Origin of the sequence: Streptomyces pimonensis (assembly GCF_041380215.1) — a bacterium.
Classification (GTDB): Bacteria; Actinomycetota; Actinomycetes; order Streptomycetales; family Streptomycetaceae; genus Streptomyces; species Streptomyces pimonensis.
This window is the reverse complement of sequence record NZ_JAHWZY010000030.1, coordinates 69,099-89,432: the sequence shown is the minus strand read 5'-3', so window position 1 is coordinate 89,432 and position 20,334 is coordinate 69,099. Positions and strand designations below refer to the sequence as shown.

General features: G+C 73.9%; 15 protein-coding genes and 2 pseudogenes. 10 read left to right on the top strand and 7 right to left on the bottom strand.

Features of this window, described 5'->3' with window-relative positions:
* Positions 1-191: 191 nt before the first annotated feature.
* Positions 192-587 (bottom strand): annotated as a pseudogene (locus KYY02_RS25465) (IS701 family transposase); the annotation flags it as partial.
* A 355-nt stretch (positions 588-942) separates the two neighbouring features.
* Between KYY02_RS25465 and KYY02_RS25455 the strand changes: the two are divergent.
* The 3 genes and pseudogenes from KYY02_RS25455 to KYY02_RS25445 all read left to right on the top strand — a co-directional run.
* Positions 943-1,551, top strand: coding sequence for a TetR/AcrR family transcriptional regulator (locus tag KYY02_RS25455; protein WP_371241744.1), 609 nt, complete (start codon positions 943-945; stop codon positions 1,549-1,551).
* Positions 1,548-2,555 carry a DMT family transporter gene (locus KYY02_RS25450; protein WP_371241742.1) on the top strand — a complete coding sequence of 336 codons (1,008 nt, stop codon included), beginning with the start codon at positions 1,548-1,550 and terminating at the stop codon, positions 2,553-2,555. Before KYY02_RS25455 ends, KYY02_RS25450 begins: the two co-directional genes overlap by 4 nt.
* 191 nt (positions 2,556-2,746) lie before the next feature.
* Positions 2,747-3,037 (top strand): annotated as a pseudogene (locus KYY02_RS25445) (VOC family protein); the annotation flags it as partial.
* A gap of 52 nt (positions 3,038-3,089) precedes the next feature.
* Here the strand turns inward: KYY02_RS25445 and KYY02_RS25440 are convergent.
* Positions 3,090-4,025, bottom strand: coding sequence for a LysR family transcriptional regulator (locus KYY02_RS25440; protein WP_371241740.1), 936 nt, complete (start codon positions 4,023-4,025; stop codon positions 3,090-3,092).
* Positions 4,026-4,157: 132 nt separating this feature from the next.
* Here KYY02_RS25440 and KYY02_RS25435 point away from each other — a divergent pair, with 132 nt between their 5' ends.
* The gene (locus KYY02_RS25435; protein ID WP_371241738.1) at positions 4,158-5,402 is read left to right on the top strand and encodes an MFS transporter; all 1,245 of its coding nucleotides are present in this window, start codon (positions 4,158-4,160) and stop codon (positions 5,400-5,402) included.
* A 292-nt stretch (positions 5,403-5,694) separates the two neighbouring features.
* The gene (locus KYY02_RS25430; protein WP_371241736.1) at positions 5,695-5,946 is read left to right on the top strand and encodes a hypothetical protein; all 252 of its coding nucleotides are present in this window, start codon (positions 5,695-5,697) and stop codon (positions 5,944-5,946) included.
* 836 nt (positions 5,947-6,782) lie between these two features.
* On the opposite strand, the gene KYY02_RS25425 is transcribed toward KYY02_RS25430, so the two are convergent.
* Complete coding sequence (locus KYY02_RS25425; protein ID WP_442538165.1) at positions 6,783-7,859, bottom strand: IS110 family RNA-guided transposase; 1,077 nt, start codon at positions 7,857-7,859, stop codon at positions 6,783-6,785.
* A 251-nt stretch (positions 7,860-8,110) separates the two neighbouring features.
* Positions 8,111-10,933 carry a SpoIIE family protein phosphatase gene (locus tag KYY02_RS25420; RefSeq protein WP_371241732.1) on the bottom strand — a complete coding sequence of 941 codons (2,823 nt, stop codon included), beginning with the start codon at positions 10,931-10,933 and terminating at the stop codon, positions 8,111-8,113.
* Between the two features lie 443 nt (positions 10,934-11,376).
* On the opposite strand from KYY02_RS25420, the gene KYY02_RS25415 reads away from it, so the two are divergent.
* Positions 11,377-11,634: an HU family DNA-binding protein gene (locus KYY02_RS25415; RefSeq protein ID WP_371241730.1), complete on the top strand. Its 258-nt coding sequence runs from the start codon at positions 11,377-11,379 to the stop codon at positions 11,632-11,634.
* Between the two features lie 97 nt (positions 11,635-11,731).
* Positions 11,732-12,277, top strand: coding sequence for a 2'-5' RNA ligase family protein (locus tag KYY02_RS25410; RefSeq protein ID WP_371241728.1), 546 nt, complete (start codon positions 11,732-11,734; stop codon positions 12,275-12,277).
* A gap of 137 nt (positions 12,278-12,414) precedes the next feature.
* On the opposite strand, the gene KYY02_RS25405 is transcribed toward KYY02_RS25410, so the two are convergent.
* Both KYY02_RS25405 and KYY02_RS25400 read right to left on the bottom strand, forming a co-directional pair.
* Positions 12,415-12,621 (bottom strand): hypothetical protein, encoded by a 207-nt coding sequence (locus KYY02_RS25405; RefSeq protein WP_371241726.1) that lies wholly within the window; start codon positions 12,619-12,621, stop codon positions 12,415-12,417.
* 765 nt (positions 12,622-13,386) lie between these two features.
* Entirely contained in the window at positions 13,387-15,279 is a 1,893-nt protein-coding gene (locus KYY02_RS25400; RefSeq protein WP_371241724.1) for a CASTOR/POLLUX-related putative ion channel, read from the bottom strand.
* Positions 15,280-15,589: 310 nt separating this feature from the next.
* Between KYY02_RS25400 and lgoX the strand changes: the two genes are divergently transcribed.
* Positions 15,590-17,584, top strand: coding sequence for an L-glutamate oxidase LgoX (gene lgoX / locus KYY02_RS25395; protein ID WP_371241722.1), 1,995 nt, complete (start codon positions 15,590-15,592; stop codon positions 17,582-17,584).
* A gap of 707 nt (positions 17,585-18,291) precedes the next feature.
* Here lgoX and KYY02_RS25390 read toward each other — a convergent pair.
* Entirely contained in the window at positions 18,292-18,633 is a 342-nt protein-coding gene (locus KYY02_RS25390) for a hypothetical protein (RefSeq protein WP_371241720.1), read from the bottom strand.
* Positions 18,634-18,832: 199 nt separating this feature from the next.
* Between KYY02_RS25390 and KYY02_RS25385 the strand changes: the two genes are divergently transcribed.
* Positions 18,833-19,264: a hypothetical protein gene (locus KYY02_RS25385; protein ID WP_371241718.1), complete on the top strand. Its 432-nt coding sequence runs from the start codon at positions 18,833-18,835 to the stop codon at positions 19,262-19,264.
* Positions 19,265-19,482: 218 nt separating this feature from the next.
* On the top strand, positions 19,483-20,079 hold the full coding sequence (locus KYY02_RS25380; protein WP_371241716.1) for a hypothetical protein: 597 nt from the start codon (positions 19,483-19,485) through the stop codon (positions 20,077-20,079).
* Positions 20,080-20,334 lie beyond the last annotated feature (255 nt).

Genomic DNA, 20,334 nt, shown 5'->3' with positions numbered 1-20,334 from the left:
ATCAAGAACTACAGCTGCCGTGTCTGACCGGAGAGTGCCCTGATCTCCTCCGCGTTGCGGCTGAAGTGGAACTGGCCGGAGATGCTGCGGAACAAGCCGAGGGGGGGGCTTGACGCATGCGATCTCCTCCTGATCGGACTGTTGGCGGCGGTGGATGCGGTCACATTGGTACTCCAGTGCGGTTTCGTGATCTATCCGGTGAGTTGCTCAGTTGACCGTTGTCGGTAGTGGCTGCGGCGGGCCGTCGCTTGGTGGCGTCGGAGCCGGGTGGACCAGTGCAGGAGCCTGGCCGCTGTCACGGCCGGCGGGGTGAGCGCGACGGCGAGTAGGCGGCGGATCTCGGGGACGGTCAGCGTGATCGGGTCGCTGCCGCGGGCGGGGCGGGGATCGATGGGCCGGTCGGGGGCTGCGCCGCCTGCGAGGGCGGTCAGGAAGGCCAGGGCGAGCATGGCGAGCGTGATGTGGCGGTGCCACGAGGTCCAGTCGCGGACCTGGTAGTGATCGAGTCCGCCCTGGCCCTTGGCGGCCTGGAAGCACTCCTCGACGCTCCAGCGGACGCAGGCGACCCGGACGAGTTCCGTAAGGGTGACTGAACCGCTCCGGGTTCGGTGAAGGCCTCGTACGCCCGGTGCAGCACGCGTACGCGCTCGGCAGGGTCGGCTCCCGGCTCCAGGGCCACCCAGGGACCGGTCACCACGGCCTCTCGCAGGGCGATGCGCTGGGGGACATCGTCGCTCGGTGCGCGCGGGGCGGCAACCGCCCCGACGAGGGCGATCCCTGTGGGGCGCGGCCGGCGTTCCCGTCCGTGAGCCGGCCGGGGAGTGGTGGAGGCGGCCGGTCGCACCCGCTACGGACCGGACCGCGGGGTGAGGCGGCCGCCGGAGAGGGGGCTCTGTCTTTCCCTGTGTAGGCTGACCTACCTAATGAGGGAGAGGGGCTGCGATGAGCGAGACCGGAACGGCGGCGGAGCGCCCCGGCACGCGACGAGGGACCGCGCGCGGGAAGCTGCTCGCCGCCGCGGCGCGCCGCTTCTACGCGGACGGTGTGGCGGCGACGGGCATCGACACGATCACCGCCGAGGCGGGCGTGGCGAAGATGAGCCTGTACAACAACTTCTCCTCCAAGGCCGACCTGGTGAGGGCCTACCTCGACGCACGGCACGAGGAGTGGCTGGGCCTGTACCGGCGCCGACTGGAGCAGGCCTGGGACGGCCGCGAGAGGGTGCTGGCCGTCTTCGACGCGTACGCCGATCACGCAGCCCGCGCCTACGAGCACGGGTTCCGGGGCTGTGGGCTGCTGAACGCGGCCGCCGAGCTGCCCACCGGGGACGAGGGCAGGGCCGTGGTGCGCCGTCACAAGGAGGAGGTCGAATCCCTGCTCGCCGGTCACCTCGAGGAGTTGCTCCCCGGGCGGCCCGGGGAAGCGCGCTCGGTGGCGGAACACCTGGCGTTCCTGCTGGAAGGCGCGATGGCCCGCGCCGGTCTGGAGGGCGCGGGCACGCGTCTGGAGCATGCCCGGGCGATGGCGGCCGACCTGCTGGACCGGCTGTGACCCGGCGCCGGACACACGGCGGCACGACGAGTGCCGGGACGGTGTGCATCCTGGTGGCGTCGGTGCTGTGGGGGACCACGGGCACCGCCGCGACCTTCGCCCCCGCGGTGGGACCGCTTGCGATCGGAGCCGTCGCCATGGGGCTGGGCGGTCTGCTCCAGGCCCTCGTCGCCGCCCCGCGCATCCGTCGGGAGGCGCCCCGGCTGCGCGCGCACAAGGGTGTGGTGCTGCTCGGCCTGCTGTCGGTCGGGGCCTACCCCCTGGCCTTCTATTCCTCCATGCGCCTGGCCGGGGTCGCCGTCGGCACCGTGGTGTCGATCGGCTCGGCCCCGCTCGCCTCGGCCCTGATCGAGCGCGTCGCCGACGGACACCGCCTCACGCGCCGCTGGACGACCGGCGCGGCACTGGGCCTGACCGGGACGGTGATGCTGTGCGCGGCCGAAGCCTCCGGCGCCCACTCGGCCTCCGGGGCCCGGTCCGCAGGGGAGACCGTGCTCGGCGTGGGACTCGGCCTGGTGGCCGGGCTCACCTATGCCCTGTACTCCTGGGCGGCCCACCGTCTGATCAGCCGCGGTGTCACCTCCGGCGCGGCCATGGGGACGGTCTTCGGCCTGGGCGGACTGCTGCTGCTCCCGGTACTGCTGGCCACCGGAGGCCCGCTCCTCGCCTCCTGGTCCAACGCGGCCGTCGGCATCTACATGGCCCTGGTGCCGATGTTCGCCGGCTACGTCCTGTTCGGCTGGGGACTCGCGCACGTCCCGGCGAGCACCGCGACCACCCTCTCGCTGCTGGAACCCGCTGTCGCCGCCGTCCTGGCCGTGCTCGTCGTGGGCGAACGCCTGCCCCTGCCGGGATGGGCCGGCATCGCCCTGGTCGTCGGCTGTCTCGCCGTGCTCACCATGCCGACCCGCACCACGGCCAGGCCCCGGGCAACCGTCACGAGAGTGGACGGCGCCGCCCGGACGGACACCGCCGCGCCGGCAGGGCACGTCGAAAGCCCATGAGCCCAGGACACCCGGGTGCGGCCCGGCCGGCCCGGGGAGACGCCCGGGCCAACTGCCGGCCGTGGGTCCCGATCACGCGAAGGACCGCGGGTGGGGCGGGCGCTTCCTGCCGGTGCCCCCACCCGGCCGGGGCCGACACGCACGGCCCGGCGAACGACGATCAGTTCGAGGGGGCGCTGTCCGGGGCCGGTGGCGAGCCGGTCGTGGGGCGCACGGGCCCGTACGTGTGGCTGCGACGGGAGAACGGCTTCCAGCGGACCGCGGACCCCGGGTCGGGCGGGAACCGCATGCACGTCGACGTCACCTCGCCCGACCTCGCCGCCGAACAGCGACGGGTCGAGGCGCTCGGCGGACGCCGACTGGAGCAGTACGCCGACGGCGGGTTCCTGGTGATGGCGGACCCCGAGAGCAACGAGTTCTGCATCATCCCGGAGGGCCCGTTCGAACTCGACGGCGAGGGGCGTGCGGACTACCTCGGCTGACCGGTGGAGGAGCGGCTCGCGCCGGGCGTCCACGGCCTGGGGCGGCGGCCGTTCAGCGCGGTGTCGCCCAGCCGGGCGTCCAGGTCCCGGTGGTGTCGTGGCCGGCCGACGCGGTGGCGAGGTGGGCGCGGAGCACGTCCAGCGCCGGGTGGGAGTCGTCGCGGTGCCACAGGAGCGAGTGCGGGTACACCGGGGTCGGGCCGGTGACCGGGATGCGGCGCAGATCGTGGCCGGCGGGCCAGACGAGGCGGGTCCGTCCGCCCATGAAGGTGGCCAGGGCAGGGGTGTCGGCGACGGTGTCGAGGAGCGCGTCGGAACCGAAGTTGGGACCGGTCGCCTCGATGGTGAGGCCGAACTCGGCGACGAGGTCGTCGTAGTAGGCGGCCCACTCGGTTCCGGGGACGACGCCCGGCATCCAGATCCGGTGCCCGGCGAGCCGGGGGAGCGGCACCGACCGGGCGCCCGCCAGCGCGTGGCCGGGGCCGGTGAGGAGCTGGAGAGGTTCGTCGAGCACCCTGACGGACGCGATGTCCTCGGGAAGGGGCCGACCGGGCGCGGCGACGGCCCGGAAGGACGCGTCGATGGCACCGGACCGGATGGCGGTGACGGCCTTCTCGATGTCGAACAGCCACACCACGTCGAGCTCGATCTCGGGGTGGGCGCGGTGGAAGGCGCGCATCAGGCCCGACGCCGCACCGCGCGAGGCGATCACGTCGATCCGCAGCGGACGGTGGCCGGGTCGCACGGACGCTTCCGCGCGCTCCGCGACGCGCAGCAGTTCGCGCGCGTGGGGCAGGAAGGCCTGCCCGTCGATGCTGAGCCCGGCGCCGCGGGCGGTGCGGGTGAACAGCCGCACGCCGAGGTCGCGTTCCAGTGCGGCGATGCGCTTGGAGACGGCCTGCTGGGTGATCGCCAGCTCGGCGGCAGCCTCCTGGAACTGCCCCGCGTCCGCGGCGGCGACGAAGGTCCGTACGGCGTCGAAGTCCACGTCGGCACCCTAGTACCACAACCGATGGTTGTGGCCCGTGGTCCCACGGTTGTTTGATCCCTGGCCACGGCCCTCGCTTGGATGCTTCCGGTCGCGGACCGGGTTGTACGGGTGAAGGGCGGGGCGTCGGGCATGAGGAGCGGGAAACGGCTGGGGCGGCGGTTCGGGTGGCTCTGGGCGGCGCACGGGACCAGCGCGCTCGGCACCTGGCTCGCCTTCGGCGCGTTTCCGCTGATCGCCGTCCAGGTGCTGCACGCCGGACCGGCCGAGGTCGCCGCGCTGTCCTCCGCGGGGGCCGCGGTGGGGGCGGCCGTGGCCGTGCCGCTCGGTCCGTGGGTGGAGTTCCGCCGCAAGCGGCAGGTGCTGATCGCGACGGACCTGGCGCGGTTCGCGGCGCTGCTGACGGTCCCCGCCGCGTTCGCGCTCGGCGCGCTCACCTTTCTCCAGCTCCTTCTGGTCTCGGTCGTCGTCGCGGCGGCCGACATCACCTTCCGCGCCGCCTCCGGCGCCTACCTGAAGGGCCTGCTGCCGGCCGAGGACCTGCTCGCCGCCAACGCCCGGTTCGAGTTCACGTCCTGGACGATCACGATCGTCGGACCGCCGCTGGGCGGCGCGGCGATCGGAGTGCTCGGTCCGGTGGCGACGGTGGTGGCCGACGCGGTCGGCCACCTGCTCTCGGCCCTGTGCATCCGTGCGACGGGCGGGCACGAGCCGCGGCCCGGGCGCCGGGAGGTTGCGCGCACACGCATCGGGGGCCTGCTCGACGGCTGGCGGTACGTCCTCTCCGACGAGGTCCTGCGTCCGCTGCTCTTCAACACCGCCCTGTTCAACGGCCTGGTGATGGCGGTCCAACCGCTGCTTGTCGTCCTGATGCTCGGACAGCTGGGGTTCGCACCGTGGCAGTACGGCCTGGCCTTCGCCGCGCCCTCGATCGCAGGTCTGCTCGGATCGCGGCTGACCCGGCCGCTCGTCACCCGGTTCGGGCAGCACCGGGTCCTGGTCGTGGCCGGGTCGCTGCGCGCGGTCTGGCCCCTCGGCCTGGCCTTCCCGGGGCCGGGCACCGGCGGGCTGCTGCTGGTGACCGGCGTCGAGTTCGGGCTCATCCTCTGCTGCGGGGTCTTCAATCCCGTCCATGCCACCTACCGCCTCCAGCGCACGGCGACCGACCGGGTCTCCCGCACCCTGACCGCCTGGGCGGTGACGACCAAGGGCGCGACCGCGCTCCTGACGGCCCTGTGGGGCGTGCTGGGCAGCCTGCTCGGCCCACGCACGGCCGTCGGACTGGCCGGCGTGCTCCTGCTGGCGACCCCCCTGCTGCTCCGCAGCTTCGAGGCGGCCCCTCCTTCCGCGGCGGAGCCGACACGGAAGCGCGCCTGACGGACCGCCGTGCCCGTCGCCACGTGCGATGGCTTTCCGCCCGCTCCCGCCGCCCGGGCCGGGGAGCGGGCGGCAGCGGCCGTGGAGGACCCGGATCTCGCAGGCGACCGGCCCGGGGCCCTCCTCGGCGGGGACAGGGCCGGGCCCTCCCCCCCCCATGCTGTCCTGCCGTCCCCTGCGACGCCGCGATCGGGGCGTCGGCCGGCGGTGGGATCCAGCCCTCGTCGGCACGTGTCCTCCCCCCGATCCGGTCGTTGGTCAGCGCGTCACTTCCTGCGCGAAAGGGATGTCCGTGCGTAACCGTCTCACCGTCGGCGCCGTCGTGGCTCTTGCCGCTGCCGGCGTACTTCTCCCGGCCTCCGCCTCGCAGGCGGCCACGTCCGTACCGACCGACCCGGCCGCCGCATCCGCCAGGGACGGCAGCAGCCTGGGGGACCTGGCCATTCTGATCCCCCACCTCGCTCGCGGCCCGCTGGCGGCATCGGACGACGGCAGCGACCTCCCCCGCCAGGGGCCCGCCACCGACTCCGAGGGCCGCGGCTAGACGCCTGCGGCCCGCCGGGCGTGCGGTGCCTCGTCGGCCGGGCTCGTCCGGTCGAACCTGCGGTGCAGGCAGTCCGCCACCGCGGAGGCCGTCCGCCCCTCGCCCGCGGCGGGCGGGGCTTCTCGGGCCACCACGGCACCACGACGGGGAGGCGGCGCGCCGAGGACGACCTCTCTTGGGCGCGCACCCGGTGCCGGTCCGGCAGCAGACGGGCGGCGGGAGCACGGATCCGGCCGCATGCGCGAGGACGGGGCGACCCCGCTCGCCGCGCCGAACGGGAAGCCGACGGCGCCAGCCGGCACGTCCGTGTCCTGCCGCGTGGCAGGACCTGCCGGGCCGAGGCCACAACCCCGGACCCGCCGTGGTCCGCAGCCGACGCGCGGAGCGTGAGGACCTCGGCGGACGTCACCGGGACCAGCCAGGGCCATCCCGATCGCACCGGCGTGAACGTCGGGCAGGCGCCCCCTGCCGCCTGCAGGGACGATCGTCCGGTTGAAGCCCCGCAGTGCCTTGTGCCCCGGCCTTCGAGGCGAGGCCCACGGGGCCCGTGTTCGGGCAGCGGCGTGGAAGAGGCGCGCGGAGCGCCGACCGCCCCGACCGCCCCGGCCGTCCGCTCGTCGCCACGAGGGCAGGTCAGGTGTGATCGCGTCCTGACCAGGGGGTCCCTGCCGTCCGGCCCTCCTGGGTCACCAGCGGGGGAAGACGAGCCTTCGCCGGGCGGACGGGCGCAGTGAAGGAGCTTCAGGCCGAGGGGACGAAGAGGCGGCCGCCGACCGGGCCGCTTCATCGGCGAACGGCCCCGGACCGCCGGGCCCGGGCGGATGCTCCTATGGTTGTCAAGCCGCAGGAGCGAGGTCGGTTTGAGTGATTCGTTCCGTTGGTGTGCTGGTCAGGGCGCGGTAGACCTCACGGGCGACGAATCGCTTGAGACAGCGCGTGATGTCCTTCTTGTTCAGCCCTTCCTTGGTGCGGCGTTCGGCGTAGGAGCGGGTGCGTTCGTCGAAGCGCATGCGGGTGAGCACGATGGTGTGGAGGGCGTTGTTCGCGGCCCGGTCGCCGCCGCGGTTGAGGCGGTGGCGGTGGGTGCGGCCGGAGGATGCCGGGATCGGGGCGACGCCCGCCAGGTGTGCGAACGCCGCCTCGGACCGCATGCGCTCGGGGTTGTCGCCGGCCGAGGCCAGCAGCTGCCCGGCGGTCTCCAGCCCGACTCCGGACAGCTCCAGCAGCTGCGGGGCGGCCAGCCTGACCAGCGGGCCGATCTCGGCGTCGAGCTCGGCGATCTCCTCGTCCAGCGCCTGGTGGCGGCGGGCGAGGCGCCGCAGCGGTGCCCGAGTCGCGGCGAGCGGGCGGGACAGGTCGTCTCCGGGCCGCAGCCGGGCGAGGGTTCGTATCAGCGCGGTACGGTCCAGTCCGGCGACCTGTTCGCGCAGCATCGCGGGGGCCGAGACGAGCAGACCGCGGAGCTGGTTCATGGCCTGGGTGCGGGCCTTGACCGCGCTGCGGCGGGCGAGCCTGAGCACGCGGACGGCCTCGACCACGCCGTCCCGGCTCTTGGGAACGCCGGTGGCCCGGCCGGAGAGCACGGCTGTGGCGGCGGCGTAGGCATCGATCGGATCCGACTTGCCCCGCATCCGCCGCGTCTTGCGGTCGGGCCGGTCCACGTCGACGACCGTGACGCCGGCCGCTGCCAGGACCCGGGCGAGCTCGGCTCCGTAGGCCCCGGTGCCCTCCACCCCCACTGCCACGAGCGTGCCGTGCGAGCGCATCCAGTCCAGCAGGCCGCGGTAACCACGGATGGTGGCGGGAAACTCGCGGTCGGCCAGGTGTCGGCCGATCTGGTCGATCACGGCGGCGTGATGGGTCAGGCCGTGGGTGTCGACTCCGCCGGTGATCTGCGGGCCGTCGTGCGTCATGCTGGTCATGTCCGTCCTTGCTGCTTGTCCGAGCCGAGGGCGGCACGCGCCGGTCGGGCGGGTGGACAAGACAGTGACGGGGCTTTTGCGACAAGCTCCTATGAAGTCACAAACGCCCGTCCGGCCGCGTGCGTGGTGACGCCCGATGGGCCGACAGATCCCAAACAGGACAGTCGAGACGTCAGTCAGCCGAAGGGTCAGACTCACCAGCAGCGTCACCACGTCACATCCTCACTGTCACATCCTCACTGTCAGCCGAGGTCGTCGAACATGGCCAGCAGCGCCTGCTCGTCCGTCTCCGGTGCGGAGTGCTCCGGCTGCGGCATCTGCTCGGCCCACACCGTCTTGCCCTGCGGCATGTAGCGGGCACCCCAGCTGCTGGTGAACTGCGCCACCAGGAACAGGCCGCGCCCGCCTTCCTCGGTCATGGCCGCCCGCCGGATGCGCGGAGAGGTGTTGCTGCGGTCGGACACCTCGCAGATCAGCGAGTCGTCGCGCAGCAGTCGCAGACCCACGGGCCCCCGGCCGCCGTACCGCACGGCGTTGGTGACCAACTCGCTGACCACCAGCCCGGTGTTGAAATCCAGCTCCGACATGCCCCAGGCGGCGAGCTGATCGCGGGCCACCGCCCTGGCCCGCGCCACGACCGAGGGGTCGGACGGAAACTCCCACGTCGCCACCCGGTCCTCGGACAGCGCGTGCACACGGGCCAGGAGGAGGGCCACGTCGTCGTGCGGGCTGCCGGGCAGAAGGGCGCTCGCGACCCGGTCGCAGACGTCCTCCAGCGCCGGACCGCCGCGACTCAGCGAGGCCAGCAACTGCCCGGTGCGCGCGTCGGTGTCCCCATAGCCGCGGCCCTCCTTGAGCAGACCGTCGGTGTACATCGCCAGCAGGCTGCCCGCGGGCAGGTCGACGGTGGCGGACTCGTACGGCTGGATCCCGCCGAGCCCGAGCGGGGGACCGCTGGGCAGGTCGACCAGCCGCGCCTGCCCGCCCGGTGTCAGCACGGCGGGCGGTGGATGACCGGCCCGTGCGGCCGTGCAGCGGCACGACACCGGGTCGTACACCGCGTACAGACAGGTCGCCCCCGTCGCGGGGTCCTGTTCGTCGGCCGACTCGTCGGGAGCGCGGCTGACCAGGTCGTCCAGGTGGGCCAGCACCTCCTCGGGCAACAGGTCCAGCCCGGCCAGCGTCCGCACCGCCGTGCGCAGCCGGCCCATGGTCGCCGCCGCCTGCAGACCGTTTCCGGGCACGTCCCCGACGACCAGCGCCACACGCATCCCGGACAGCGGGATCGCGTCGAACCAGTCCCCGCCCACACCGGCCCTGGTGTCCGCGGGCAGGTAACGGGAGGCGAGTTCGGCGGCGCTCAGCCGGGGCAGGGCGTGCGGAAGCAGACTGCGCTGCAGCGTCAGGGAGGCCTGGCGCTCCCGGCGGTAGCGGCGGGCGTTGTCCACGCTGATCGCGGCACGGGCCGCCAGTTCGCCCGCCAGCGTCAGATCGTCCTGCTCGTACGGCTTCGCCCTGCCGCGGCGGTAGAAGCCCGCCAGGCCCAGGACGGAGCCCCGCGCGGACAGCGGCGCGCCCAGGTAGGAGTGCACGCCCCCGCCGAGCAGGTCGACGGGGTGCGCCCGGCCGGCCGGGGACCCGGACAGGGCGGCGGTCAGCACCGAGTCCGTCACCGGCTGCCCGGTCTCCAGACACCGGGCCTGTGGCGTGCCGGCGGGGTAGCCGGCCGGCTCGTCCACGCCGCCGGCCGGGACGCCGTGGGAGCCCTCGCCCGCCCAGACCGCCACCCGGCGCAGTACCGCGTCCGGGCGCGGTCGCCCGGGCGGCGGCTCCTCACCAGCCAGGACGCATTCCAGCAGATCGACGACGACCAGGTCGGCGAAGCGCGGCACGGCGATCTCCGCCAGCTCCTCGGCGGTACGCCACATGTCCAGGGTGGTGCCCAGCCGTGCGCCCGCCTCGTTCAGCAGGGACAGCCGCCCGCGCGCCTCGGCGGCGAGCCGCCCCACGCCCGGCTCGCCGACCAGCAGCAGCCATGCGTCGGCCGGTCCGGTGGCGTGCGGCTCCGCCGCCGCACCGGGCGCGTCCGCCCCCGCGGCCACGGGGAGACGGCCCAGGAGCGGCACGTGACGACCGTCGGGGGCGGCCGCGATGGCCGGGCCCGGTGCCCCCGTGCCGCGGGTGTCCTTGAAGCTGACCTCGACCGCCGCGCCCTCCGCGTCGCCGTGGTGCAGCTCCCGGCGGCGCAGCACGGCCACGCGGCTGCCCGCGAGCGGCACCTCGACGAACACCTCGCCGTCCGAGGAGATCAGCTCGACGGCGCGCTCCAGCAGGATCATCCGCTCCTGCGAGGCCAGCCGGGGCAGTCCGCCGCCCCGGGACAGCTCCCCCGAGCCGAGGTCCAGCTCGGCGTGCCCGCCGCGCTCCCTGGCCCGGTGGAAGGAGTGCATCAGCTCCAGTTCGCGGGACGTGCTCAGCTCCAGCAGGCGTTCCCCGATGCGGTCGGTGGCGTCCTGCAGGATCAGCGCCATGCCGGGGTCGGCCAGCGCCCGAGGGACGGAGAGATTGACCGCGCCCCGCACGGTGCCCCCCACCGGGTCGCGCACCGGAGCGGCCATGCAGGTCAGCTCCTTGAGACGGTGCAGGAAGTGCTCGTGGCCGACGACCATGAACGGCGCCCTGGTGCTCAGCACCATGCTGACGCTGCTGGTCCCCATGAACCGCTCGTCGACATTGGCGCCCGGCACCAGGGAGGCGGCGTCCATCAGCTCCAGCCCCACCGGGTCGCCCCGCCGGTCCACGATGTTCGCCCGTGAGTCGGCCAGCGCCACGGTCACCGGCACGCCCGAGAACCGTTCGCAGAGGCGGTCCAGCACCGGTGCGGCGGCCCTGATCAGCCGGGAGTCGGGATCCAGGTCCCGCTCGACCGGCAGCGCCGCATCCTCGCGGTCGATGCCGAGCGACTGCGAGCGCTGCCAGGAGGCGAGGATCTCCGGACGCACTCCGGCGACCGGCTGCGTCCGGTCGCCGTGGCCACTGCCCGGGGGAGTCGCATACGGGTCCACAGGATTCAGGGTAATCGGGCAAATGGGACACGCGCTCGGTCGCGGGTGGCACGGGGGACGACGGTCCGGGCCCGCCGGGACACGGCCCGTCGTGCTGTCGTACGGCCGGTCCCGTGCGGGAGCGCCGACGCGGGCACCGGCGCAGCCGTCGCGTCGTGCCGCTCACTCCCTCTCGTCCGTCCGCCGCCGCGGGCGGCCGCGACCGCCTCCCTGCTCCGGACGCCGATGCCGGGCGGCGGGCGTGCCTGCTCCATGTGGCCGCAAGCGCTGGCAGCCGTGCGGGCGGGCGACTGTGATGGGAACGGAACCGACGTGCCGACGGCGGTGCTCCGACACGACGCACGGTGACCCGGGCGGGGATGCACGGGACCTGTGCCCGTTCCGGCCCCGAGGGCCGGGTCCGCCGTCCCGACGCGGCCGGACAGGAAGAACAGAGGTGTGACATGGACAAGTCCCAATTGGCCCGGGCCGCCGTGGACAAGGCCGCGCAGGAAGGCCACGACATCCGCCAGGAGGACGCGGAGCAGCTGATCGACGCCCTGTTCGGCACGGTCGGCATGGCGGGCGTGATCGCCGAGGCGCTCAAGCGCGGGGAAACGGTGGTGGCCGGCAGTTTCGGTCGCTTCCACACCGATGAGGGATCCGCCGCTTTCCAGCCGGGCAAGGCCCTGACCGAGTACCTCCGCGGCTCCACCCCGTGACCGGGTCCGGCACCGGCGGTCGGAGCGGCCGCGGTGCCCGGGTGGTGCGCCGGCGCCGGCCGGCTGCGGCCTTGCCCCGGCCGCGTAGGCTGGCGCCGTGCGCACCGTGGAACTGCTGCCCGACACCGCCACCGAGATGCACGTCCGGGAGATGTGGCGCATGACGGCCGCCGCGGGACTGCCCAGTCTCGCGGGACACCGGCATCCGACCAATCGGCCCCACATGACCCTCGCGACATGCGAGGACCTCCGCCCCCCGGTCAGGGCGGAGCTCACCGCGCTCCTCGACGCCGGGCTGCCCGCGCCGTTCCGGCTGGACGGGCTGCTGCGCTTCGACGGACGCACCCGTGTGCTCGCCTGGAGCGTCGCCGCGGACGCGGAGATCCTCGAACTGCACCGACGGGTGTGGGAGGTGCTCGTCCCCGCCACGGGGCGCCTCAACCCGCTGCACGCTCCGGGACGCTGGATCCCGCATGTGACGCTGGCCCGGTCGCGCCGTACCTCGGCGCGGTGGCCCGATCACCTTCTGCCCACCGCGCTGTGCGAACCCCGGGAGGCGACTTTCACCGGCGCGCGCAGCTACGACTCCACGACACGTACGGTCGAGAGCCTCGGCGGTGAGAACCCCCCGCCGACCGGGTGAGAAGGTGGCGGGGCGCACCGCCGGACCCCTGCGCACGGCGCTCCCCGCCCGGGCAGCACCGGGTGCCGGTGTTCCGCGACGCGGCGCGGAGCGGTGGGAAGCCGGGCCCGCGCCGCACGTGGATGTCGAGGGTGTGGTCAGCCGAGACTGTTGCGCAGCCGGGTGACGGCGGCCTGCAGATCGTCGAAGGCCTGCTGTTCGTGACGCGGAGTCGTGCGCGCTGTCGGCAACAGGCTGTCACGCATCGCCCGGGTCCGGGCGTAGGCGTCGAAACGGGTGACGACGTCGTTGACGAGATCGGGAAGCGGGGGAGCGGGGACGTGAGGTCGGTCCTGGTACGGCATGGCGGGTCATTTCGTGGCGGGGGGCAGGGTCCGGGCGCGGGGCGCCCGGAAGCGACGGGCCGCAACGCCGGGCACGGTGCCGCGCGGGTCGCTGTGGACCGTACGCGGACGCATCGACCCGTCGCAGGCGGGCAGGTCGGCAACCTGGCGTGCCGCCACATTGCCGGAGCCCGGCATGGTGGAGCTCCTGCCCGCTCGGCGTACGCCGAGCGGGCAGGAGGTGGTGAGGGGTCCGGCCGTGCGGGAGGGGCGGCGGAACCGGACGACCCGCACCGGTGCCGGAGATCACGGAGCCGATGACGGTTCCGGCCGTCAGGCGCCAGGCGAGGAACCCCGCGGCGGTCGGCCACCACGGCGCCGGCCCCACGGACCTGGCCGGCCCGCACCGCACCCGGCCCGGACGCAGACAGGCGGGCGACGCCGCAGGGACCGGACAACGGGACGGGCGAGTGCGTTCCTCCCTGTGGTCACGGGGCCTCACGGTGTGCGTCCGTCTTTCCGAACGGGGACCGTCCGCCGCTCTCCTCCTGCCCGTGGGGCACGGGACGGAGCCGGCCGGCGGCCTCGGACAGCGGCCCCGGACCCCGGGCGGTCGGGGGCTGGGGAGCGTCCGGGGACTCCGGGCCACGGCGGCCGTGTCCTTCTCCGCCGGGTCCCGCGTCCAGGGGCACACCGTCGTGTCGGAACGGCCCCGGCACCGGCCGCGCCGAACGACCCGCCCGTGGCACAGGGACCCGTCCTGAGGCAGTCGGGCGGGACGGACCCTCAGTCCTCGCCGATGACGACCACCTCGTCCGCGGCCGTCCACCGGCGCCGCTCGGCTTTGGGCGGATTGATCCGCACGCCGTGGCCGGGACGCGTCGACGAGTCGTCGTGACTTCGGTAACCGATGGCGCATTCGCCGCGACGACGTGCCGCGGCCACGACTGTGGCGAAGGACGTCTCACACCCGGGCAGTACGTAGTCGGCGGCCGGCCGCAGCCGGACCCCGGTGCCGTCGGCGGAGAACAGTTCCTCGAACACCGCCGCCAGGTGACGGTTCTGGGAGATCTGCGCCATGAGCAGACCGATGAGCTTGCCGCTGATGATCACGTCGGCTCCGGGACCGATGGGGGCCAGCGCCCGGTTGCGGTCGTCGATCAGTTCGGTGACGACCGGCAGTTCGCGCCCGGTGTCCTCCTCCAGCCGGCGCAGCAGCAGAAGGGTGACGAGCGTGCGGTTGTCCGGGTCCTCCGACGACTGTCCGGGAGCGGGGTCCTGGCCGAGCACGATCACGCTGTCGTAGGAGTGAACGTCCAGACGCCGCAAGGTCTCGGGGCGGGTGACGTCCCCCTGGTGCAGTGTCAGGGTCAGGCCGCCGTCCGCGCCGGCCTCGTCCACCTGCCGGACCGTCGCCTCGTCACCGTCCGCCACCACGTCGACGGCGGATCCGGGCCGGGCGCGGCGGCGCAACTGGTCGACCATGAGCGGCGCCCGGCGGTTCCAGCCCAGCAGGAGGACCCGTTCCGCCCGCGCGGGTGTCGGCGGCCCGGACGCCATCGCCCCCTCCTCGACCAACTCCACGCAGTCACCGCGCCAGGCCGTGTCGTCGTCACGGGAGATGACGATGAGCAGGTCGTCCGCGGCCAGAGGGGTCCGCCCCGGAGGGTTGAGCAAGGGGGCGCCCGAGCGCACCACCCCGACGACGCTCGACGTCGGGTAGGACAGCAGCGCGTCGCCGAACGGCCGGCCGGCCAGGGCCGGCTCGGGGACCAGGTAGAACTCGTCGCCGGCGAAGTCGAGGAGTTCCTGGTGGACGAGGGAGAGCCCGGGGCGCCGCGCGGCCTGGACGATCAGCCGGGCGGTGACGGTGTCGCTCTCCAGGACGACGCCGCCCGCTCCGGCGGCGAGACGGGCGGCCAGCCGGTAGCGGTCGTCCCGGACGGCGGCGACGACGGGCGGAAGGGCGACCTTCCCGGGCAGGGCCGCCCTGAGCGCCAGTAGTGTCTTGACCACCTCGGCGTCGGCGTCGGGCTCGTCATGGGGCATCACCAGGACGACATCGGCCGTCTGCGGGCTGGTCAGGCCGAGCACGGCCGGGTCGGTGGTGGGGCCGCTGCGGCAGATCAGCCGCGTACGGCCGACGGGACCCACCTTCGTGCTCAGGGCCTCCTCCATGGCGGTCTTGTCCCGGTCGGCCAGCACGGCCACCGCCGCCCGCCGCTGGTTGGCGTTGGCGGCCACCAACTCGCCCACCACCGTGAAGACCTGCTCCGACCACCCGAGGACCACGGCGTGCCCTTGCTCGAGCACCGTGGAGCGCCCCCGGCGCAACGCGGTGAGCCGCTCCGTCAGCGCCGTCGTGATCAGGCCGACGAGGGTCGAGACGTACAGCAGGGCGACCAGCGCGAGCAACAGGGACATCGTCACGCGCAGCGGCGTACCCGTCGAACCGCCCAGTCGCAGTGTCTCCCCGGTCAGGCGCCACACCTGCGCGAACCGGCCCGTCAGGGACGCCGGCGCCTCGGGGTCGGTCCACACGAGCACCGCACTGGCCGGGACGACGACGGCCAGGCACAGCAGAGCCATCCAGCCGACGAGGGCGGAGGCACCGCGGGTCAGCGTGCTGTCGAACCAGTAACGGGCCCTGTCGCCGAACCGAGCGCGCGGCTGCGCCACCCTTCCCCCCTCGGTCGCCCCGTGCTCCTGGTGGGTCCGGGGCACCGCGGCGTACGCGATGCGCCGCACGGGCCCGCCGGAGAGCACGGATGTGGATACGCATCTGGCAGTGTGCGGGAACGACCACGACGGCATCGCGGAGTCGCCCGGCATTCATTCCTTCGGGTTCCCCGCGCCGCCCGCGCCGGCGGACCCGCCCGCGCCGGCGGACCCGCCGCGACGTCAGGGTCCGTCGCCGTTTTCGCTCCTTCGGGTCAACCGTGGAGCGAAAGGCGGACACCCGGTCACAGCCGCCAGTACAAAGACCGCCATGACTGAAGATCACGCAGTGGTGCGCTCGGACGGCGGCTTCTCCCGGAGGAGCTTCACGGCGGCGGCCGGCACGGCCGCGGTGGCGACGGCCCTGACCGGCGGTGTCGCCTCGGCCCTGCCCGCGCCGGCGGCCCCGGGCGGAAGCCGCGGCCCCGACTTCGACCGGTGCCTCGCCGTCGCCCGCGCACTGCTCGTCCTGGACTCCGACGACCGCCCTCTCGTCCCGCGTTACCAGCGCGTCCTCCGGGAGGGACTGCCGGCCCACCGACGGACCCGACCCAGGGACGTCCTGGTCATCGGCGCCGGCCCGGCCGGGCTGGTGGCCGCCTGGCTGCTGAAGAAGGCCGGTCACCGGGTGACGGTGCTGGAGGCCAACGGAAACCGCGCGGGCGGACGCATCAAGACCTTCCGCACCGGCGGCCACGAAGGCGCCGGACAGCCCTTCGCCGACCCCCGCCAGTACGCCGAGGCGGGCGCGATGCGCATCCCCGGCAGCCATCCCCTGGTGATGGAGCTGATCGACCGGTTCGACCTGAAGAAGCGGCGTTTCCACTACGTCGACGTCGACACCGAGGGACGCCCCGCCCACCGCACCTGGATCCACGTCAACGGCATCCGCGTGCGGCGCGCCGACTATGCCCGCGCGCCCCGGCGCGTGAACCGGTCCTTCGGCGTTCCCCGGGCCCACTGGGACACCCCCGCCGCCGCCATCCTGCGTTCCGCGCTGGACCCGGTGCGCGACGAGTTCAGTCGCGTCGACCGCGACGGCAAACGGGTCGGCAAGCCGCTCCCCGAGCAGTTGCAGGGCTGGGCCCGTGTGGTGCAGCGGTTCGGCGACTGGTCGATGTTCCGTTTTCTGGCCGAGCACGCCGGCTTCGACGAGCGGACCATCGACCTGATCGGCACCTTGGAGAACCTCACCTCCCGCCTCCCCCTGTCCTTCATCCACAGCTTCATCGGCTCCTCGCTCATCAGCCCCGACACGCCCTTCTACGAGCTGGAGGGCGGCACGGCCGTGCTGCCGGACGCCCTGCTGGAACGCGTGCGCAAGGAGGTGCGGTTCGACCGCCGTGTCACGCGCATCGAGTACCACCACCCCGACCGCCCGTCGCCGGACACCGAGCACGTCCGGGGCAAGGGCCCGCGGGTGTGGGTGGACACCGTGTCCGAGGGCCGGGACGGACCCGTCGTACGCGAGCAGTTCACCGCGGACGTCGCCGTGGTGACGGTGCCGTTCTCCGGGCTGCGCCACGTGCAGATCGAGCCTCCCATGTCGTACGGCAAGCGCCGCGCCGTCTGCGAGCTGCACTACGACAGCGCGACCAAGGTGCTGCTGGAGTTCAGCCGCCGCTGGTGGGAGTTTGGCGAGGCCGACTGGAAGCGCGAGCTGAACGCCGTCGAGCCGGGCCTGTACGACGCCTACCGCACCGGCCGCGCCGCCGCGGACGGCAGCCTGCTCGGCGCCCATCCCTCGGTGCCCGCCGGGCACATCTCAGCGGGCCAGCGCACCCATTACGCCGCCCACCGCGCGCTGGTGCGCGACCAGCCGGAGGCGGTCGACGTCGTGGGGGGCGGATCGGTGTCGGACAACGCCAACCGGTTCATGTTCCACCCCTCCCATCCGGTCGCCGGCAGCGCGGGGGGTGTGGTCCTGGCGTCCTACAGCTGGGCGGACGACGCGCTGCGCTGGGACTCCCTGGACGACGAGGCACGGTACCCGCACGCCTTGTGCGGCCTCCAGCAGGTCTACGGCCGGCGCATCGAGGTCTTCTACACCGGCGCGGGCCGCACGCAGAGCTGGCTGCGCGACCCCTACGCCTACGGGGAGGCGTCCGTGCTCCTGCCCGGGCAGCACACGGAGTTGCTGCCCGCCATCCCCGTGCGCGAAGGGCCGTTGCACTTCGCCGGGGACCACACGTCCGTCAAACCGGCGTGGATCGAGGGGGCCGTGGAGTCCGCCGTGCGCGCCGCCCTGGAGATCCACACGGCATGAGCCGGCCGCACGCAGGTCGTGCGGACGCCCGGCCGGGGTCTCCCGGCCGGGCGGGGGGGGTGTTGAGACCGGCGGCCACCGTCGGGGCGCAGGAGCGGGCCGGGACGTCGGTGGCGAGCATCCGGCTTCAGCGGCATGGCCGGTGACGGAAGCGGTTCACTTGCCCCCGGCTCCCGGCCCCGACGACCGGCCCCCGCCCCCGGCCGTCGGGGCCGTGGCCCGTGTCGAAGGAGCCGTTCCGATGACGGCCTCCGCCCCCGTACCGCCTCTCCCTCCGCCCCGCCGGCTCCTTCCACCGGAGGTCGCGCCTCTTCCCGGTGGACCGTGCCGTCGACGGTGGCCGCCGCCGACACTGCCGCGGGCATCGGCGTCGGCTCGCTGCTGTGGACCGGCCCGGACAGCGCGGCGTCCGGGACCGGTCTCGTCAACGCGGCGGGTGCCTGCCAGACGCCAGGCGTGGGAAAGGGCTCCGGCGTCGAACAAGGTGTTCGGCGATGCCGGCAAGGCCTCCGAGGCCTGTTTCAACCGTGTCGGCGGTGCCGCGCCACCGGCCCACTCCGCGGCTCGGCAGGACCGTCGTCACGACGCCCTGGACAAGGCTCTGCAGGACATCGCGGACGCCTGCGGACCTCCGAGGTGAGGAGCGCCCAGGCGACGGCCGTCCACGGGAGGGCGAGCACCCTCCGCACCGATGTGCCGGGCAGGTTTCAGTAAAAGACGCGGTGGGCCTGCTGCGGCGGCTCCCCCTGCTCCTGGAACTTCTTCCAGACGCCGTAGGCCGCCGTCACCATCACCCGCCACTGCGGGCTGCCCTCCCATCGGGCGTGCCTGCGCGCCGACTCGTCCTCGGGGAGCGCGAAGCAGACCTCCATACCGTCCTCCGGGACGGCTCCCGTCCCGTCGCACTCCCGGAAGAGCCGTTCCGCCGGGGTGAACAGCATCCAGCCGCACCGTCCGTCGTCGGGCACCAGCCAGGAGTACACGAACCCCTCGCCCGCGTCCTCGGAGGTCTCGGCGACGAGCCGTACGCCGATCGACGCGACCTCCATGATCCGCCCTCCTCCGCGCCCCTTCGCCACGGGACGCGGTCAGCTTACGTGGACCGGCGACCGGCGACCGGCCACCGCCGCCCCGGACCCGGCGGGGGAGTGCGCGCGGCCGGGCATGGTGGCTCCCGTACGGGGCAGCACACAGGAGAACTCTGCCGAGCACGGCACGGTACGGACACGTGAGAACGGAGGAGCATCCGTGGACTGGCTGTTCATCGTGAAACCCGCGGACACCGCCTCGGACGGCGGCTCCTCGAACAAGGACCGCATGCTGGAACTCGCCGAGACCGCGCCTCGCCGGGAGTGGTGCCTGTCCAGGTGGCGTCGCACGGCCCCCGGCGACCGCCTGTGGATCTACTTCGCCGCGCCGCTGCGGGAGATCGCCGCGGTGGCCGACATCGAGGGCGAGCCGTACGAGGTGTCCGGCAACCCGCGCCAGCCGTGGCGCTTCACGGCGACGCTGGACCCGGCGGCGACCCGTCGGCTGCACCATGACCCCGTTCCGCTGCACGCCCTGTCCAACAGGCACCCGCAAGGGGTCACCCGGGTGAAGGAGGGCGACCTCGGGCTCCTGCTGGAGCACGCGGGTCTTGGTGACGGTGAGGCCCTTCCCGGCCCACAGGTTCCATGACGAGCCGGCCCGGAACCGGCACGCCGGCGTTCTCCCGGAGAGCCGCCCCGACCGCATGGCGCAGCAGTCCGACGGCAGCCACTGGACCGATCGGCCCGCCCGCCGGGAGCGCCCCGTTCGTACCACGTGCGATGGCGTCCGGTTCTTCCGCGGGGGAGGGTGGAAACGGCCGATGCTCGGCCGCTCCACCCGTTCACCTCCGTGCGAAGGAGTCCCCGATGTCCGAACGCAACACCCTCATGCGGAGCCTGCATGACCTGGGGCTGGCAGCGTGGTTCGGTGGTTCACTGATGGGCGCCGTCGGCCTCAACGGCGCGGCCGAGTCCCAGGGAGGAACGCAGAGGGACACCGCCCGGATCTCCTCGTCCGGCTGGGCGAAGTGGACGCCGGTCAACGCCGCGGCCATCGGTGTCCACCTGTTCGGCAGCGGTGGCATGCTGGCCGCGGACGCCCCCCGTGTCGCCGCCCAGCAGGGCGCGGCCGCCGCCACGCTCGCCAAGACCGTCGTCACCGGTGCGGCGCTGGCCGCCACCGCCTACTCCCGCGTCCTCGGCAAGCAGTTGGAGCTGGCCTCCTCGGACGACCCCGAGGACATCGAGAAGGCGGCCAAGCACCCCATCGACACCGACAAGGCCCAGCGCCGTCTCGCCTATGCGCAGTGGGCGGTACCGGCGCTGACCGGCTGCCTCGTGGTACTCGGTGCCCTGCACGGCGAGCAACAGCGTCACGCCGGGCACTCTCAGGGCATGTGGCAGCGGGTCCGCTCGATGTCCTCGCACATGCCGTCGGCCTCCGACCGGTACTGCATGCACTGAGCACGCCTCCTGCGCTCCTGAGGCGCCGGCCCCCACGAAGTCCCACCGCTGCACCCCACGGTCATCGTCCAGCCCCGCGCAGCCGCTCGACGGCGGTCGCGGGGCCGGCCCGTGCCGTCGTCCCCCTGCGGGCGGGAGCGGAGGACGGCCGGGTCCAGCGGGAGCGGTCGCCCCGCCGCGGCCTGTCCGACGGCCGCGACGAGCGCGGCCGGGACATCCCGAGGAGCCGACTCGGCCTTCCGGTGGCCGACGAGC

Bases quoted from the DNA above. Each gene is read 5' to 3' on its own strand.
- KYY02_RS25455 (WP_371241744.1), top strand. From the start codon at position 943: ATGAGCGAGACCGGAACGGCGGCGGAGCGCCCCGGCACGCGACGAGGG.
- KYY02_RS25435 (WP_371241738.1), top strand. From the start codon at position 4,158: ATGAGGAGCGGGAAACGGCTGGGGCGGCGGTTCGGGTGGCTCTGGGCG.
- KYY02_RS25425 (WP_442538165.1), bottom strand. From the start codon at position 7,859: ATGACGCACGACGGCCCGCAGATCACCGGCGGAGTCGACACCCACGGC.
- KYY02_RS25415 (WP_371241730.1), top strand. From the start codon at position 11,377: ATGGACAAGTCCCAATTGGCCCGGGCCGCCGTGGACAAGGCCGCGCAG.
- KYY02_RS25405 (WP_371241726.1), bottom strand. From the start codon at position 12,621: ATGCCGTACCAGGACCGACCTCACGTCCCCGCTCCCCCGCTTCCCGAT.
- lgoX (WP_371241722.1), top strand. From the start codon at position 15,590: ATGACTGAAGATCACGCAGTGGTGCGCTCGGACGGCGGCTTCTCCCGG.
- KYY02_RS25390 (WP_371241720.1), bottom strand. From the start codon at position 18,633: ATGGAGGTCGCGTCGATCGGCGTACGGCTCGTCGCCGAGACCTCCGAG.
- KYY02_RS25380 (WP_371241716.1), top strand. From the start codon at position 19,483: ATGTCCGAACGCAACACCCTCATGCGGAGCCTGCATGACCTGGGGCTG.